The organism is uncultured Streptococcus sp. (assembly GCF_915066115.1).
In the GTDB taxonomy this organism is placed as follows: Bacteria; Bacillota; Bacilli; order Lactobacillales; family Streptococcaceae; genus Streptococcus.
On record NZ_CAJZDT010000023.1, the window covers coordinates 1 to 19,183 of the forward strand.

The 19,183-nt window shown below is 41.4% G+C and carries 8 protein-coding genes; all 8 read right to left on the reverse strand.

Annotation, left to right across the window (positions count from 1 at the left end; genetic code table 11):
• Positions 1-37: 37 nt before the first annotated feature.
• Positions 38-6,226 (reverse strand): MucBP domain-containing protein, encoded by a 6,189-nt coding sequence (locus tag QZ565_RS02900; RefSeq protein WP_295525301.1) that lies wholly within the window; start codon positions 6,224-6,226, stop codon positions 38-40.
• A gap of 225 nt (positions 6,227-6,451) precedes the next feature.
• Positions 6,452-7,330, reverse strand: a complete 879-nt coding sequence (locus QZ565_RS02905; protein ID WP_295525305.1) for a glycosyltransferase family 52 — start codon at positions 7,328-7,330, stop codon at positions 6,452-6,454.
• Entirely contained in the window at positions 7,327-8,031 is a 705-nt protein-coding gene (locus QZ565_RS02910; RefSeq protein WP_295525308.1) for an acylneuraminate cytidylyltransferase family protein, read from the reverse strand. The genes QZ565_RS02905 and QZ565_RS02910 overlap by 4 nt, the downstream gene beginning before the upstream one ends.
• Positions 8,015-9,370 carry a sodium:solute symporter gene (locus QZ565_RS02915; RefSeq protein WP_295525311.1) on the reverse strand — a complete coding sequence of 452 codons (1,356 nt, stop codon included), beginning with the start codon at positions 9,368-9,370 and terminating at the stop codon, positions 8,015-8,017. Before QZ565_RS02915 ends, QZ565_RS02910 begins: the two co-directional genes overlap by 17 nt.
• A gap of 1 nt (position 9,371) precedes the next feature.
• Positions 9,372-10,703 (reverse strand): glycosyltransferase, encoded by a 1,332-nt coding sequence (locus QZ565_RS02920; protein ID WP_295525314.1) that lies wholly within the window; start codon positions 10,701-10,703, stop codon positions 9,372-9,374.
• Between the two features lie 199 nt (positions 10,704-10,902).
• Entirely contained in the window at positions 10,903-16,527 is a 5,625-nt protein-coding gene (locus QZ565_RS02925; protein WP_295525317.1) for a ZmpA/ZmpB/ZmpC family metallo-endopeptidase, read from the reverse strand.
• A 181-nt stretch (positions 16,528-16,708) separates the two neighbouring features.
• A complete protein-coding gene (locus QZ565_RS02930; protein ID WP_201058613.1) occupies positions 16,709-17,746 on the reverse strand; it encodes an aldose epimerase family protein in 1,038 nt (345 codons plus the stop codon).
• Between the two features lie 115 nt (positions 17,747-17,861).
• On the reverse strand, positions 17,862-19,028 hold the full coding sequence (locus tag QZ565_RS02935) for an SIS domain-containing protein (RefSeq protein ID WP_247935108.1): 1,167 nt from the start codon (positions 19,026-19,028) through the stop codon (positions 17,862-17,864).
• Between the last annotated feature and the right edge of the window lie 155 nt (positions 19,029-19,183).

The window sequence follows — 19,183 nt, forward strand, 5'->3', positions numbered from 1 at the left end:
TCCTACTCCTTATTCTTATCAGAAAATCTAATTAGAATTAGTCTTCTTTTTTCTTACGAGCAACAAGCCCAAATCCGCTCAAGACACCTAAAAGTCCAAGTGCTGCTAGGCTAGCATGGTCTTCTGTACCAGTATTAGGAAGTTCAGCTTGTCCTTTAGCTTCTGATGGAGCTACTGGAGCTTGTGGTGCTTTACCATTTACTGGTGCTGATGGCATCGTTGGAGTTGCTGGGTTAGCCGGTGTTGTTGGGTTAGTTGGATTAGCCGGAGCAACCGGTGTTGCTGGGTTAGCTGGGGCAGCTGGGGTTGCTGGGTTAGCCGGTGTTGTTGGTTGACTTGGGTCTGTCGGTTTCACCGGACTTGTTGGGTTTGTTGAAGGTGTTGATGGAGAACCTGGTTGAGATGGAGTGAGTGAGCCTCCATTTGTAGTACCTTCTTTGACTTCTTTATAAACGTAAGTTACTTCTGTTGTTCCTTCTGTTACTTTACCATTTTCATCGCCTTTAGTTGAAGTTGGTACTAATACGTATAGTTTTCCATCTTTAGTAGTGATTGTAGCTGGTTTGTTGTCACTTGTGTCATATGCTGAGCTTACTGATCCGTCTGTAGTATCTTTAACGTCTTCTGCGATTGTGTTACCCGCTTCGTCTACATAATGAACGACGACGTTTCCTTTTACTTCTTTGTACACATATGTTACTTCTGTTGTTTTACCTGCTTCAACACTTCCGTTTTCGTTACCTTTAGTTGATGCTGGTACTAATTCGTATACTTTTCCTTCTGGAGTTGTAATACGAGTTGGTTTCATATCGTTATCAGTAGTGTTGTACGCAACACCGGGTTTACCGTCTTTAGTATCAACAGCGTCAGTTTGGATTGTGTTTCCAGCTTCGTCTACATAATGAACTACTACTTGTCCTGCTTTTTCGTAAACGTAAGTTACTTCAGTTTTACCTTCTACTACGTCTCCTGTTTCAGGTTTAGAATCGTCTTTAACAGCTTTTTCTGTTAAGTAATATTTAACAGCATCTTTTTCGATTGTTGCTGGTTTATTGTCAGTTGTATCGTATTTAGCGTTTAGAGAAGCACCTTTAGTATCTTCTTTATCTTCAGCAATGACGTTACCTTCTGTGTCAACGTAGTGAACTACTACATCTCCAGTTACTTCTTTATAAACGTAAGTTACTTCTGTAGTTCCTTCTGTTACTTTACCGTTCTCATCACCTTTAGTTGATGTTGGTACTAATACGTATAGTTTCCCATCTTTTGTAGTGATTGTTGCTGGTTTGTTGTCAGTTGTGTCATATGCTGAGCTTACAGATCCGTCAGTCGTATCTTTAACATCTTCAGCGATTGTGTTACCCGCTTCATCAGTGTAGTGAACGACTACGTTTCCTTTAACTTCTTTGTAGACATAAGTTACTTCTGTAGTCTTACCTGCTTCAACATCACCAGTTTCGCTACCTTTAGTTGATGCTGGTACAAGTTCGTATACTTTGCCTTCTGGAGTTGTGATACGAGCTGGTTTCATGTCGTTATCAGAAGTATCGTATTTAGCTCCTGGTTTACCATCTTTTGTATCAACAGCATCTGTTTGAAGTGTATTTCCAGCTTCGTCTACATAGTGAACGACTACGTTTCCTGCTTTTTCATATACATAAGTGATTTCTGTAGTACCTTCTACAACAGCACCGTTTTCTGGTTTAGAACCGTCTTTCAATTCTTTAGCTGTCAAGTAGTAAACAGTACCATCTTTTTCAAGTTTAGCTGGTTTGTTGTCAGTTGTATCGTATTTATCACTTAGTGATCCATTTTCAACATCTTTCGTATCTTCAGCAAGTGTATTTCCTTCTGTATCAACGTAATGAACGACTACATTACCAGTGATTTCTTTGTAGACGTAAGTTACTTCTGTAGTTTCTCCAGCTTTAACTTTACCTGTTTCATCACCTTTAGTTGATTGAGGGATTAATTCGTAGACTTTTCCTTCTGCAGTTGTGATACGGTTTGGTTTCATATCATTATCAGCAGTGTTGTAGTCAGCGTTTGGTTTACCGTCTTTTGTATCAACAGCGTCCGCTTGGATAGTATTACCTTTTTCGTCAGTGTAGTGAACGACTACTTGTCCTGCTTTTTCGTAAACGTAAGTTACTTCAGTTTTACCTTCAACTACGTCTCCGTTTTCTGGTTTAGAATCGTCTTTAACAGCTTTTTCTGTTAAGTAGTAAACAGTTCCGTCTTTTTCGATTTTCTCTGGTTTGTTGTCAGTTGTGTCGTATTTAGCGTTTAGAGAAGCACCTTTCGTATCTTCTTTATCTTCCGCAATTACGTTACCTTCTGTATCAACGTAGTGAACGACTACATCACCAGTTACTTCTTTATAAACATAGGTTACTTCTGTAGTTCCTTCTGTTACTTTACCGTTTTCAGCACCTTTAGTTGATGCTGGTACTAATTGGTAAACTTTGCCTTCTGCAGTTGTGATACGTTCTGGTTTCATTCCGTTGTCAGAAGTGTCATATGGTGTACTAATTGATCCATCTGTTGTATCTTTAGCATCTTCAGCAATTTTGTTTCCTGCTTCATCTGTATAGTGAACAACAACATTACCTTTAACTTCTTTATAAACGTAGGTTACTTCTTTAGTTTGACCTGATTCTACAGTACCTGTTTCATCACCTTTAGTTGAATCTTTGACCAATTCGTATACTTTTCCTTCTGCAGTTGTGATACGGTTTGGTTTCATTCCGTTGTCTGCAGTGTTGTATTCAGAACCTGGTTTTCCATTGTCAGTGTCTTTTGCACCTGAAGCAATGTCTTTACCATCTGCAGTTCCTGTTAATGGAGTTCCGTCTTCTGTTTGGTAATTAACGATTACTGATCCAGCTTTTTCATAAACGTAAGTTACTTCAGTTTTACCTTCTACTACGTTTCCAGTTTCTGGTTTAGAACCATCTTTAAGACCAGCTTTTGTAATGTAGTAAACAGTTCCGTCTTCTGCAGTGATTTTTTCTGGTTTGTTGTCAACAGCAGTGTCATATTTTTCACTTAGAGATGCACCTTTAAGATCATCTTTATCAGCTGCGATAGTGTTACCTTCTGTATCAACATAGTGAACGACTACGTCACCAGTAACTTCTTTATAAACGTAGGTTACTTCTTTAGTTTGTCCAGCTTCTACTGTACCTGTTTCTCCAGCACCTTTAGTTGCTGTTGGGACAAGTTCGTATACTTTTCCTTCTGCAGTTGTGATACGGTTTGGTTTCATTCCATTGTCAGAAGTGTCATATGCTGATCCTGGACGTCCGTCTACAGTGTCTTTTGCACCTGAAGCTACGTTAGCACCTGCTGCATCAACACCTACTATTGGAGTTCCATCTTCTGTTTGGTAGTTAACTACTACTTGTCCTGCTTTTTCATAAACATAAGTTACTTCAGTAGTACCTTCTACTACGTCTCCAGTTTCTTTAGAACCGTCTTTAAGAGCTTTAGCTGTTAGGTAATATTTAACACCGTCTTTAGTGATTTCATCTTTTTTGTGGTCAGTTGTATCGTATTTAACGTTTAGAGAAGCATCTGTTTCGTCTTTTTCGTCTTCAGCGATTACGTTACCTTCAGTATCTTCATACTTAACGACTACATTACCTTTTACTTCTTTATAAACGTATGTTACTTCTTTCGTTTCACCTGCAACAACTTTACCAGTTTCTTCACCTTTAGTTGCTGTTGGTACTAATTCGTATACTTTACCTTCTGCAGTTGTAATACGGTTTGGTTTCATTCCGTTGTCTGCAGTGTTGTAGTCAGTTCCTGCTTTAGCGTCTGTAGTGTCTTTAGCACCTGAAGCTACATTTGCACCATCTGCAGTACCTGTTAATGGAGTTCCGTCTTCTGTTTGGTAGTTAACGATTACTGATCCAGCTTTTTCGTAAACGTAAGTTACTGTAGTTGTTCCTTCTACTACGTCTCCAGTAGCTGGTTTAGAACCATCTTTCAGTTCTTTAGCTGTTAAGTAATATTTAACACCATCTTTCTCGATAGATTCTTTTTTGTGGTCAGCTGTATCGTATTTAACATTTAGAGAAGCATCTGTTTCATCTTTTTCGTCATCAGCAAGTGTGTTACCTTCAGTATCTTCATACTTAACGACAACATTACCTTTAACTTCTTTGTAAACGTAGGTTACTTCTTTAGTTGTTCCTGATTCAACCTCACCTGTTTCTTCACCTTCAGTTAAGTCTGGAACTAATTCGTATACTTTGCCTTCTGCAGTTTTAATACGAGTTGGTTTCATTCCATTGTCTGCAGTGTTATAAGCTGTACCTGGTTTACCATTATCAATGTCTTTTGCACCTGATTCTACAGTTTTACCAGCTCCATCTTCGTCTACTACTGTTCCTGCAAGTGGAGTTCCATCTTCTGTTTTGTAGTTAACGATTACTGATCCAGCTTTTTCATAGATGTAAGTTACTTTTGTAACACCTTCTACTACTGTTCCTGTTTCAGCTGGTGATGTAGTTTCTGTACCATTTACAGATGTCATTGTGTTTGCTTCGTTTAGGTAGTAAACATTTCCTTGTGCATCTGTAAGTTTTTGAGGTTTTTCAGTTTCATTTTCTTTAGTGTTGTAAGGTACGTTTTTAGAAGCTGTAGTACTACTTACAATTACATCATTTCCATCAGCATCAACATAGTATTTCTCAGTTACTACTTCAGCTACTGTTTCAGGAGTATCAGTGTAAGGAGCTTTTAATTCTGTTCCGTCTTCTGTTTGGTAGTTAACGACTACAGAACCTTTTTTCTCTACTTCACGAGTTTTTTCTTCTGCATAAGTGTAAGTGATTGTTGTAGTACCACTTGCTAAACGGTACGCACGAAGTGGCGTGATTTCATCACGATAAGAGTACTCTTCAACTTCCGGCGAAGGATCAGAAAATTTCATAAGAAAATTAGGACTATCTTCTAAAGTACTTGTTTCTTGATCAGTAACGCTTGCTATATCAGCTGTTATATCACTTGTAGGTCTTCCTTTATCATCAACTTGATCTCCCTTATCAGCACTAATCGCCAGAGGACCATCAGTTTTTGCCGCCATCCCTAAAGTAATATATCGTTTGAAATTAAGGAGGTTATCTTCAAATCCTTTTTCTTGAAGATATGCAAGATAGTTTTTTACAAGAGTTTTGTTTGCTTCTCCTGTTAAAGTATCTGGAGCCGCTTTAAAGTTTTGTACCATTGCATATGTTCTATTTAAAGTAGCCCCAGTTCCATCTTTATCATCTGCTACATTATCACTAGATGACAATTGTATCTGTGCTGTTAAAGAGAAACTCTCAGTTTTAGCTGTTACATAGGTATTTTTCTCAAGGACGAAAACATAATCTCCTTCTTTGATTCCTCCATCAGCCGTTACGTTCGCTGAATTGAAGTTTTTTGCTGTTGCTTCTCCAGCTTTGAAAGCTTCTATCATCTTAGCATCAGAAGTGATTGCACCTGAATCAGCTTGTACATATTTACCATATGTTCCTTTTCCAGTTTGTTCAACAATCCAAGCTTTTCCACCTGCTTTTACTGTATCGTAAGTGATTTTCCCTTCTGCATTACTTAATCCTTCTGGAGTAAGTTTCGCAGTTACATCACCTAGAGTTGTATCAGAGTATACTCCTCCACCGTTTCCAGTAGTTTCAACTTTAGGTTCTCCGATTAAGTGGTAAGTTTTCCCATCTTTTTCGATAGTTTCTTTCTTACCATTTTCTTTAGCGTCGTTTAGGTCGCTATCTTCTGCATCACCACCTGTAGTTCCTTTGAAAACTTCTCCTGATTTACCGTATACATCGTATGTTGTTTCGATTGTTTTATCAGCACCAGAATTTTGGTTTTTATTTTCTTCTAGAACAGTATTACCTTCAGCAGTTACGTATTTGTAATCTACTTTTCCTGTTTTAGTAATTGTATTTGTTCCCTCTGCAGTTGGATCAGTTGAAAATGCCCTACCTGCATCTGGGTTCTCAATATTAGCTGTATCTACAATTACTGACCCCTTATCATTTGAGATCGTTGTTGTGTTGTCGCTGTTTTCTGTCATCGCTGCTTCTGCAATATGGGGTTGTCCTGCCATTGCAAGGGCTGCACCGACAATCAGACCGACTGTACCGATTTTGACTGAGTCTGAACGACCGTCTTTAAACTTACGAATGGAAAATTTTTCTTTTTTATTTATAAACATCTTCATCATCCTTTTTTTATTGTATAATTTTTATTTTTAAGCTGTTATTATGCTAATACTTGCTTGAAAACTTCAAAATTAGACACTTAATTTTAACACTTTAAAACCTCTTATACAAGGAATTTGAATACTTTTTGATCATTCAAACTATAGTTTTTTGCTATATTTATATATAAAAAATCCATATAGCGTATGGATTTACATATTTTAAAATATACATTTATGCTACCAGCCAAGTGAAACCCTTTCAAACTGACAACCCAAGCGTCGCAATTCTTTTTGACGGTCCTCATAGTAGGGGAGGGAAATGCCTGTAATGGTCACATGGGGAAGGTCTTTCAAGTGGAGGCTGACTGATGAGGTAAAATGATAGACATGAACGAACTCGTATTCTTGAAAGAGTTGGGCTAGAACATCTTCAAAGATCAACTCCGTCTCCAAGTAGGTCACATCAGGGATAGTGAAGGTTTCCTTGGGATGGGGTAGATAGAGGTCAATGGCCAAGGTCTTGGCATAGGTACTGATAAAGCGGATGGAGATCTGATCGTCCTCTTCAGAGAACTTTTGCCCCAGCAGAACCTTGACTGTCTTGCCATTTGAAACAGGAGCTTGAGGCAGGTTAAAAAAATGCTCCAGATAAACTAGCTTTTCTCTAGCCACGACATGGTAGTCGCTGCGATAGAGAGTATAGTGCTTTTCCGTCCGCTCAATCAAGTCATCTCTGGTCAAGTCCAAAGAGCCCACCTGACTGGGTTGAAGGGGCCAAGCATACATACCCAAGGGATAAATATCCGCATAGCCATCATCGAAACTCATGAGGTGCTGGTAATTTGAACTAGCAACCAAGTTCAGAATCAAGCTATTGTCAAAACTAGCATAAAAGATAGTGTCATAGTCTCCCGCCAGCTCCTGACAAATCTGAGCCAAGTCCTCTGTCGTTTGAGGATAATGAACATGGTCAAAATCCTTGGCATAATGCTCCTGACGGGCATTTTTGACAGGACTGACATAAAGGCTGACAAAGTCCTGATTAGGATAGAGTCTCTTGATATGCTGGGCAATCTTGGCCTGCAAGGGCGTTGTGGCAATGATGAGGTGTTTCATCTCTTTGATTCTCCTAGGTGGTGATGTTGCAGCAAGGTCTCAACGACTTCAAAGTCCAAGGCATCGTCGATATCATAAGAATAGAGTTTGGGCATTTCATATGCTACTGTCTTATCCGTGTAAAAGGTCTCATCTCGTAGGTAAAGGTCCTTGCGAGAAATCCAGATACTACCATTGGGATAGTAATAGATAGGCTCTTTTTGCCGAGCATAGTGCTTGGAAACCTGAGGCGGACGGATAAAAGCTGACTCCCCTAGCTGCAAGAAAAGACTGCGACTCTTGTCCGCCTTAACACAGGAAATCAGATGGTCAGCGCCAGACTGACAGTAGAGTTGATAGGACTCGATGAGATGCTCTACTTCTCTCAGGGGCGAAGTCACCTGTAGATTCACAAAGACCTGCTCTTCCTCAAAGGGCTGTAAAAAGTCGCGTAAGGTTTCTAAGCTAGAGGTTGTTGATAGGGCCAATTCTTTTGGTCTGTGGACACAACGAATCTCTGGATAGGCTTGACGACAGAGTTCTAGATAGGCTAGTGAGTCTGATGAGACCCAGATATCACTAAATAGCTTGGAGGCTAGAGCGACTTCTATGGTATAGAAAACCAAGGGTTTGCCTGCAAGCGGTTTGATATTTTTATCTACTAAGCCGCGTGAACCCGAACGGATCAAAATGACGGCTATGGGTTTAGATGTTGCTTTCATATAGTCTTCCTAGAAATGAGATAAAAAGAGCAGATAAAGTAGTAATGATGCTATTTAACCAAGGATTGGGGTTGGCAAAAAGGCCACTGTAATGATAGAGAACCAAGGCTCCTAGACTAAAGACCAGATAGATTTTGGCTAACTGTAAGTTCGGTCTTTTGAGGAGTAAAACCAAGAGGTACAATCCACCTATCACACCTAGTGTCAGACCCATAAAGCCGTTAATCCATTCGTAGATAGAGTAGATTTCTGCATTCATGAGCAAGAGACAGAGGAGCCAGGACAGGCCTGCTATGACAAAGGATAGGAGGCTTGGCGACCAGCGCAGCTTTGACCAAGCAAAATCCAACTTCAAGCAGGTCACGATTGCATTCATACTGGACGAAACCGTGGATTGACCCGCTGCCAAGAGAGCCAGCATGATGAAACTGCCAAACCAAGGTGCCAGACCTTCCCGAGCGTAAGCAATGAGAACAGGATTGGTCGATGTGGTAGCAAAATTTTCCTGACGAATCAAGCAGCCAATCAGATACAGTAAACTAGCAATCCCAAAGGACAAGAGGCCCTGTAGCCATAAGATTTTTCCAATCTTCTGGCGCCCCATTTTGCTGTTAAAACGTTGGACGATGTCCTGCGAAGAAACGTAGGAAAATAAACTACTAAAACCAGCTCCTGCAACTAAGATAAAGACCATCCGCCCATCCAAGGTCTCTACAAAGTGAGATAACTGCTGACTGCTATTTAGGACGAGACCTGATTGGGCAATTCTTGGTAGAAAAAGGGCTAGTATAGCCAGCAGGACCAAGCCCTGAAAGAAATCCGTCCACAGGACAACCAAGAGACCTCCTCTTGCTAAATAATAGACCGTCAAGAGAAGGAGTAAGCCCGATAAGACCAGTTGATTGATAGGGATAAAGGGCTCTAGGGCCTGAGACAACAAGTAGGTCACAACTGCTATTCGCCCCAACTGGTAGAGGATAAAAAGACCTGAGGCCAGTGAGCGAATGCCAGACGATTGAAACTTTTCCTCTAAAAGATGATAGGCCGTCTCGTAGTTTCCCTCTTGATAGAGGGGCAAAAAGTAGCGATGAGCTAGTGGAATGGCTAGAAAGATGCCACACTGGGCAAACCAGAGATAGGACCTGCCTGTATAGGCATTCCCAACCAGAGTTAGAAAGGAAATGGGACTGAGCAAGGTCGCAAAGACCGAGAAGGCCAAAACAGTCACAGGAACAGCTTTCTTAACCTGATAATAGTCCTCTTCGCTCCCTTTTTTCCGATAGGCTATCCAGGAAATCAAGCAGAAATACAGCGATAGGGTGACTAGAATTCCCAACATCCTAGAAGTTCCTATCTAATAGTTCTCGGTATATGTGAGCTACTTTTTCCAGAGAATAGCGAGAGGCTAAAGCTAGATTTTTTTCATTCGATAGATAAAAATCAGGCTGTTCCATCTCTTCTATCTTTTGAATCAACTCTGATTTGGTTTTAAACAAGTTGATGGCATTGGACTGGCCAGCATAGAAACGATGGGCAATCTCCACATCTGATAACAAAGCCAGTAAACCTTGATTGAGGGCTTCGACACAGGCATTGGCAAATAACTCTGTGTAACTTGCAGATAAATAACATTGGTGCAGATGATAAGGCACTTCGTCAACGATACCTTTAAAGTGAATGGTTGGTGGCAGGTCGTAGCGATTGCGCAGTTCCTCTAGACGCTCCTCTGTACCACCATAAAAGGTAATTTGGGCCTTGGAGCCACGTTTGTAGAGTTCGATAAAGGATTCAATGACAAATTCAACGTTCTTGCCTTCTCCCATATGACCCACTAAACAATAGTCCAAAACAGGTCCGATTTTTCTTAGCTGACCTACTTTTTCTGTAAACATTGGTGGTAAAAACTTGGTATCATACCCTTGTTTCGCCAAAGTATCAGTCAACACTTCACTGGCAACCAAGTATTTGTTTGTCTTGCGCAGATTGGCTAGGCGTAAGTCTCGCATGATATTTTCATGGACGACTTCATAATAATTTTTATCCGTGTTTTCCATGTAACGCCAGAGGCTGGGTTTGGGAACGATTTGTTGGTCACGGATGAAGAGGTCGGTTTGCTGGGCCCATTTGGCTAAGAACTTAACTAGCAAGTCCTCTTCAGAACGGATTTCTCCCTCAATGCGGTAGATGTATTCTGGGTAAAAGATGGTTACAGGAGAGGGTTCTTTGAAGGGATCGATAAAGCGTCCTTCCAGAGCCAGTTCTCCATTTTCATGATACCAACGAAGTTCCTTTTCCTTGAAATCTTCAAACAAGAAAGGCCCCTTGGTATAGTAATATTTGCCCGAACCATCTCCTAGGGTAACAGAGGCCACAAAGCCATCTTCATTGAGCTCGACCTGATCTCCGTCTGCTAGTGTTAGACTTTCTGGTCTCACTGTCAAGTCAGCATGCCCCATATCTGAAAAGCTATGAGGAACGCAGAGCAATTCTTTTTCTAAAAATCCTAACTTGATCAAGTCTTTCTTCCAGTCAGGACGAAGCTGAGGGCTCGAAACAAGGTGGACATATTCCAAACCCAGATGTCGTGCTATGCGGGCACGATAGGCCTGAGTGCTCTCAAAACCGTAGCGATGGATTTCCTTTGCTGGATGAATGGTGACAATTCTCGACATGCTATACACTCTTTCTCTACTATTTTCTGCTTACAAACGAAAAACCACCCTCACAAAAAGGCGAGGGTAGTTCATCCGTTACAATGCTTGGGGATTTCCTAGCAAGTTCCCCCTCAAAAGGACTTTATGCTATTCTATCACAAAGACTGACCATCTGCAAGATAGACTGGATTAGACAGGATAGCGTGGGGGAGTTTTCTTATTGTTTATAAATCGATTCTCTGAAATCATCTGTGCTACGTAGGTAGGCATTGTAGATTTTTTGTTTTAATAAGTGGACCCAACTTGCAGGAGCGTGGCTTGTCGTACGGTCAATGTTAGCCACATCATTTGCCACTGCTTGATCGATCAGTTCTTGCATTTGAGTAGCTGAACGAATTGTAATCTCCTTGCTGCTGTTTGGTACACCAAGTTCGTACTGAATAGTGATTGGTTTCAACTGGTCTTGCTTACGAATACGTTGATCAAACATATCTTTCTTGAACTCAACCCATGAACCGTATTTGTTAGCAAAGACATTTTTGAAGACGAGGCTATCAGTGATGAGTCCCACATCTTTTCGGAGCCAATCTGAATAGGTAATGTCCCCATTGCGTTTAGCTTCTTCTGCATATTGGTTCGATACATATGGTAAGAAGCCATCTTGGTAACCTTTTTCTGCCAATAATTCGTAGGCTGTCTTTCTAAACATGATATCACCAGGCGCACCCTTTGGATTGCTAAGGGCAGCATAGATCGGTGAGAACATACTGATAAGATGATAGCCATTACGAGCATAGTCACTCTTATCACGGTAAGCCCGACGGTTGATGATATCATTGTCAATCAAGGCATCAAGACTGGTTAGTTTGCTTACTTCAGCATCTGTCAGTGGGCGAACAGAGTTTCCTGCATGCGTTTGTTTATGATACTTGTCCTCAATGTAGAAATTCTCTATTTTTCTAAACCATTTTTTCTTAACATCGTTAGACTTAGTTAAAATGGCATTGGCTTCCATAGCGTCCAAGGTGTACAAGACATCGTACATACCGTGAACATACTCTTGCAAGGCTGTCGCTGATGTAAAGCGACTTGTCGGGTCATAAGTATGCAAGCGAGTTGGTGAATCCTTATCCCCTTTATAAAGGGTATTCAAGACAATAGCATCCTTATCTAGGTTGTCAGCAGATTGTAACAATCCTAGGGCATACAACTCTGCTCCCAATCCTTCACGACGACCTTTTCCTTCAAAGTAAATATGTCCGTCAGAATTGTGAACCATTTCATGAGTATAAACAGATGTTCCGTATTTATCTAACAAGCGGTCGCTGACATAGTGGACCTCTGAACCGTTGGCATAGGCTCCAGCTCCCTTACTTTCCCCATACCACTTACCAGTTGGTCCAAAGAAGTTATAAATCGAATCAATGGTCTTATCAGACAGGGTAGCCCAGTAATACTTGCTGTTGCTATCTTTCATACCAAAACCATCTGAAACCATGACTGAACGGAAGAGTTTTTCTTTGTATTCTGGTGAAAGGAGATGGTACCAGATATCGTAGTGGTCTCGTTGCCATTCAGCCGACTGGTCTACTTTACCACGGACATACTGACGCAGTTCTTCTCCTGACAAGACTGTATTATTGACACGGTCACGGTAACGTTCGTAGCCACCAAAGGCCAAGGTAGAAAGGTTTGAAATCACATAAACATCCTCTTCTGGCAATGTCAATAACGATAGAAGCATATTTTTTAATTTCCAACTTGGTGCCGTAATACGGTCATAGACTCCCAGCGTATAGTTACTATCTGGTGTAGCTGACTCTTGTTTGGCACGCACTTCTGGTATTGCTGACTTACTCTCTACGATATAGGCCTTGGTATTTGTCTTCAACCATTCATTATTGGTTTTGGTTGGTAGGAAGAGTTTTCTGTAAGACTCTAGTAAATCCGTCACTGTCTTGCGACCTTTTGCGGCGGCCAGAGTTGTCTCATAGGCACTTGGATTATTTGATACCTTGAGATTTTCCATACCACTCTGACCTAGGGCAATAATGGTATCCAGGGTTGAGGCTGTGCTATTGCCATCAAAGTCAAACTTATAGGTATTGAGGTCCTTGGTATTGATGTGATCATAGTTGATATTGTACCAGCGATTGAGGTAAGTCAAACCAAGCAAGAAAGCTTCCTTGTTGTTCTTGATTTTCTCGCTGATGTAGGTTGCTACACTATCTCCCATCGTATTGATAGACTTGTCCATGGCTAGCACTTTACGGAGATGTTCGCCGATATTGGATTTAACTTTTTCAAATTCTTTGTCCAAATATAGTGGATCAAGTGAAGCATCTGCCTCAATGCCAAGGACTTTTCTCATTGCTGCCGAGTCATATTCGACCCCTTGCAAATCTGCTAGGACCTGATTGGTCACTTTCGTATAGTCAGATAGAAAAGCCTCTGGCGTAAAGATAAAGTTTTTACCTGCTACGCTATACTCTGCAATTTGTGTATTTTTGAAGTTTTCTTTGTAGGTGACATCCAGATAACTGATTGTATTATCAGCAAAATGCAACATCAGTTTATTGATAGCTGCTTTATTAGCCTGAATATCTGTGATGATGTCATTGTCCTTCATTGGTACAACATCCAGTAGTTCTGTGGTGTAGAGCTTATCCGTAGGATCGACTTGATTTCCATAGTGAACCACTAACTCTTTATTGTAGAAAGGCATCAATTTCTCGATATTGTGATAAGCAACTTTTCGACTAGCTTGGCCTTGGCTTAACTGAGTATAGTCCACACTGCGCTGATTATCCTTGAGTGTTTGACCTGTATCGTCTAGTGTCACTGTCATCCCATAAGACTGGACCTTTTCTCTAGCCTGGTCTTGGGTGATTGGGGTCGCATAGAGATCAGCCTTCTTGTTCTCAACAGCAGTGCTGGCATCTTTGATGTCCGCTCCCTTATATTGGTCTCCTGTGATGCCATAACCATCTCCAGTATTAACCATGCTAACGACATGATGGATACGGCCATTTTGCCATGTAGAGCCAGCTATACCTCCGACACGTGGATAGGTTGTCGTATTGAGGATGGTTCCACTTGCTAGTGCATGAGAGACCAAAGCACCACTTTGAACTTTCCCTACAATACCTCCAGCAAATTGGTCATTGTTGCGGGCATTGCTAGAAATACTTGTATCAACAGCTACCTTATCAATCTTAGCCTTAGTACCAGATAAGAGCCCTGCTATACCTCCCACATAGTAAGGAGAAGCATCCGTATGCTTGGCCTGAATGCTACCTGTAAAGGAACTATTAGTGATTTCTGTATCCTGAGCCTTCGCTACCAAACCTGCAACTGACTTGCTACCTGTCAATTGACCTTCTACAGCTACATTACTAATCTGACTATTAGTAGCTACTTTTGCTAGGCTGGCTGTGTCATCTTGACTCTTAATCGCTACTGCTTTAAGGTCAATATCTTTCACAGTAGCCTTGGTCAAGTTATCAAACAAGGCTGTCTTGAGGTCATAAATCGCAAACGGCTTACCGTCACTCGCACCGATAAGATTACCAGTGAAAGTGCCTGTCACATAGCTGGTTTGTCCCTTAGCTAAGGACACTTCATCAGCTGTCATATCAGCTCCAAGTTTAAAGGTTCCAGCTAGATTACCCTGCATGGCAGCAATCAGTTTCTTGAAGGAAGTATAGACACCGTCCTTGGCAAGCTTTTGCTTATCAACTGTGAAGCTATAGTTATTCTTGTATGCTGAATCTTTCTCTTGAACCAGTTCATTGAAGGCAACGGTTACCTTGTATTTCCCATCCTCTGTTTCCTTAATAGAGCTAACTGGTAGCAACATTTCTTTCATCTTATCTGATTTGATTTTGACAAAATAAGGTGACAAATCGCTTGGTATTTCTGATAAGTTCAGATAACGACGGTAGTGACCCTCTTCCTTACCATAGAGCCCCACTTCATCCACATCTTTGATTTCAATTTTTTTATAGTCTAATTGAAAATCTTTCGTTGATACTTCTGTATTTTCCTGATCAGATTGGCCTAGATTATAGGTCAAGTAAGTCTTAATTGTATAAGGAGTATAATAGTCCAAACCATCAATCGTTTGCTGAACGGATAAATCTTTCAAATCCACTTCTTTAATCAGTGTTCCATTTTGAAAAATTTGGGCCTTGGCCTTAACAAAAGCAGACGTTGGGTCATCTAAGCGGTAGTTAACTGCTACTGCTTTTTTGCTCTCATCTTTAACCAGATTAGTAATTTCAACTGTTGGTTTGGTTTTAACAAGACTACCAACCTTGACAATCTCTTTGGTTGGTTCTACTTCTGTACGTGAGATTTCCTTGCTAGCTTCCACCTTACCATTTACGAGATAATCTTCAAACTCGATTGTCCGTAAACCATCTTTTCCTTCCTGAGCAATTTCTCGATGATTTTTCAAGATGGTCGCATCTTCGATTTCTTCAGTTTCATGAGGGATAGTTTCCGTTACTGTTCGACGAGTACTTGTCAAAGGCAGTTCAGGAAGAGCTTCTGCCACAGCAGCCTCACCCTCGTGACCCTGCTCTTGTGTTCCTTGAGTACTGATTGGACCTGTATAAAACGGTAATTCTGGTTGAACTAGAGCATCGCCCTCATGACCAGGCTCTTGCGTACCTTGGGTACTAATTGGGGCTGTGTAAAATGGCTGAACGGGTTGAACTAAGGCTTCACCCTCATGGCCGGGCTCTTGCGTGCCCTTGCTGCTAACAATTTCTGTAGACTCTGGCACTATTGGCTCAACTGGAGCTCCCTCCTGAGGACCTGTGTAAACTGGTAGTTCTGATTGAACCAGGGATTCGCCTTCATGACCTGACTCTTGCGTACCTTGGGTACTAATTGGGGCTGTGTAGGCCGGTTGCGTTGGTTGAACTAGAGCATCGCCCTCATGACCTGACTCTTGTGTACCTTGAGTACTGATTGGTGCTGTGTAGGCCGGTTGCGTTGGTTGAACTAGGGCCTCACCCTCATGACCTGACTCTTGTGTGCCTTGGGTGCTAACGGGTTCTGTATAAGTCGGTTGAACAGGCTGAACTAGGGCAGCACCCTCATGACCCGGCTCTTGGCTCCCCTTTGCTTGCACCACAGTTTCTTTGTTTTTTTGTAGTTGAGGCTCTATAGGAGAAGGTGTTCCTCCTTGTTGTTCCTCTATCGTTGAGCTATCTACATTTTCTAAGTTAGACTTGCTGTCATGCGCCTTCTGTTTATCTGATTGCTTAACATCAGTCACTTTATTTTTCACATATCCAATGTATGTATATCCAGGGATATCAACCGGGGCTGGCAAGGCATCTCCTGCCTGAACCGACAGCTGAGTATTGTAGGCAGCCAATGTCTCACTAGTCAAGGCAAGGGCAGTTGGAGACAGCAACTGACTGCCTAGAGCGCTTACTAACAAGAATCGACTAATCTTGCTCTTGCCATCACGTCCCTTAAGAACTACTACAATCAATAAACTAAGGCCTGCCACCAAGGCAACAGTCCCTAATGAAGAGCTGGTCCCCGTATTGGGCAATACTTGATTGGCTCGATAAACCAGATAGTAAGTCGCATCAGATTCTTCCGCTACTTGTGGTAGGGATGTAACTAAGAGAGTCTTCTCTTCATCAGTCAAATCCGACTCTAAAACATAAGTATAATTAACGGCATGAGATTCTTGGGCAGATACAGTCTGTAGGCCAGTTCCCATCAAAAAGAAACACGCAACTGCTACAGATACAAGGCCAACTGCCAATTTTCTCAATGAGAAATTCTGTCTTTTTTCTCCACTAGTTTTGAAATTCATATTCCCCTCTTTTTACATTTTTAAATTAGTATATTAATTTATAGTGAAATATACAACTCTTCCCATTATACATCAACTTTTTAAAAGATTCTAGGGATAGATATGCAAATAAGGGAATAATAAAAGGCATTCCTAAAATTAGATACCTAACTTCTGGAATACCTATCATATTTCTAAATTTTTATTTCACAACAAGCTCATAGCGTGTCTTGCTTGTAAAGGTTTGACCGGCTTTAAGAACGACTTGGTCTTTGAGGTCGCTGTGAATGGCATCTGGTAAAGCCTGCGCTTCAAGGGCAATCCCATTGTGCTGTACCATTGGCTGACCTCCTATGATGACACTTTCATCCACAAAGTTTGCTGTGTAGACTACAAAGCAAGGAGCTTCTGTCTTGAAAAGCAGGAAGCGACCTGAATTTTGGTCATAAAGGAAACCAGCATTGTCATGACCTGCAGGAAGGGCAAATGGGTGATCCAAACCAGATACTAGCTGGATTTGTTCGTCTTCTTCTGCAAAGATATCCTTCAACAAGACACCATTATAAATGTGTTTCACTACATCACGATTGGCATCTGGAGTTTTGGCAGGAACACCATCGGGCGCAATTGGATAAATTCCCTCTGTGTTTAGTTGGAAGACATGGCGGTCAATTGTCTGTGTGAAATCACCAGACAAGTTGAAATAGCTGTGGTTGGTTGGATTGACCAGCGTATCCTGATCGGTTGTTACTTTATAGCTGATTTCATAGGCTCCAGTTTCTTCCAAGTGGTAACTGATCCAGATTTTGAGATTGCCAGGAAATCCTCCTGTTCCATCTGTACGTTCTGTGTAGAGGGTCAAGCCATGGTCGCTCACTTCAATTAGTTCAAACAAACTTGCATCCCAACCTGTTGAACCACTGTGATTGCAATTGCTTGCATTGTTGACTTCAAGATCATAAGTCTTACCATTAAGCTCAAAAGTCGCACCTGCAATACGTCCTGCTACAGGACCTACGCTAGCTCCATGTTTGGGGCTATTGCCTACATAGCTATCAAAATCATCAAAACCCAAGATAACATTGGCAAAATTTCCAGCCTTGTCAGGTGTGACATAGCGCAAGATGGTCGCACCATAAGTCATGACCTCAAGCTGGTAACCACCGTCCGTCTCAAAACGATAGGCTAAGACATCTTGTCCCTCAACATTTCCAAATACACGCTCTGTGTATGCTTTCATTCTGTTCTCCTTTTACTATTTCTCTCAAGCAAACAAACCATAGAAAGCCTACTGACAATCTATGGTTTATCTGATAATTTACAAATCCTCTTGTCAAGAATTCATAAATACTGTATTACTTTTGGTATTCGTGGATGATAACACCTTGTACCACACGGTTTACTGTACCAGTAGGTGATGGTGTGTCTGGTTTATTTTCTACCTTGAGTGAAGTCAATAGGGCAAAGAGTTGGGCATAAACGATGTAAGGGAAGACACGGTAAATATCATTCAAGACACCGCCACAACCAAGGGCCACTTCTTTGACATTTTCAAGACCAAAGGCTTGATCACTCAAAAGCACGACACGACGAGCAATATGATCACCAGCAACTTCACGAACCAAGTCCAAGTCGTACTTGCGAGTGTAGTCTTTCGTTGTACCAAAGACCAAGACAACTGTATCTTCGTTAATAAGAGATTTTGGACCGTGACGGAAGCCGACTGGGCTTTCATACATGGTCGCCACTTGACCAGCTGTTAGTTCCAAAATCTTGAGCTGAGCTTCATGAGCAAGTCCAAAGAAAGGACCGGCGCCTAGATAGATGACTCGGTTAAAGTCTAGGTCAACAAGCTCTTTGACATCTTCTGCATTATCTAGAACTTTACGGGCAAGACTAGAAACAACTTCAAAACGTTCAGATTTCACAGCAAATTCTGTAGGATCAAAGACCAAGAGAGCTGTCAACATCATTGACGTAAAGCTAGAAGTCATGGCAAATCCAGCGTCATTAGAAGCAGCTGGTTGCAAGAGCAAGAGATTACGGTCATCCCCGTGAGCTTGGAGAGCCAATTTACCGTCCGCTGCACAAGTAATCGTCACTTGGTAAAGCTCATCTACCAAGGCTTTGGCCAAATCAACAGTCGCCACACTTTCAGGCGAGTTCCCACTACGAGCAAAAGATACAAGGACAGTCGCCACATCTTTTTTCAAATAAGTTTCTGGATTGGCTACGATATCTGTTGTCGCAATGGCATTGAAATTCCATTTGCGTTCGTCATAGACTTCCTTAAAGTAAGGTACCAAGGTATCTCCCACATAAGCAGAAGTCCCAGCACCTGTCAAGATAACCTTGATATAGTCATGCTTATCAGCAATCCCTTGTAAAAAGGCTGCAATTTCTTCACGTTTTGCTTGATAAGATTCAAAAGCTTCTTTCCATACATCAGGCTGTTGATAGATTTCACGTGTAGTGATTTCTGCACCCAATTCGAGCAAGTCTTCTTTTGTATAATGTAGCATTGATTTCCTCTTTTTCTATTAAATATGGGAATGGGAGTAAGCCCCATTCCCATGTATATTCTATATAAAATGCTCTAACGATTTTCACGTTGTCACATCGTATACTCAATGAAAATCAAAGAGCAAACTAGGAAACTAGCCGCAGGCTGTACTTG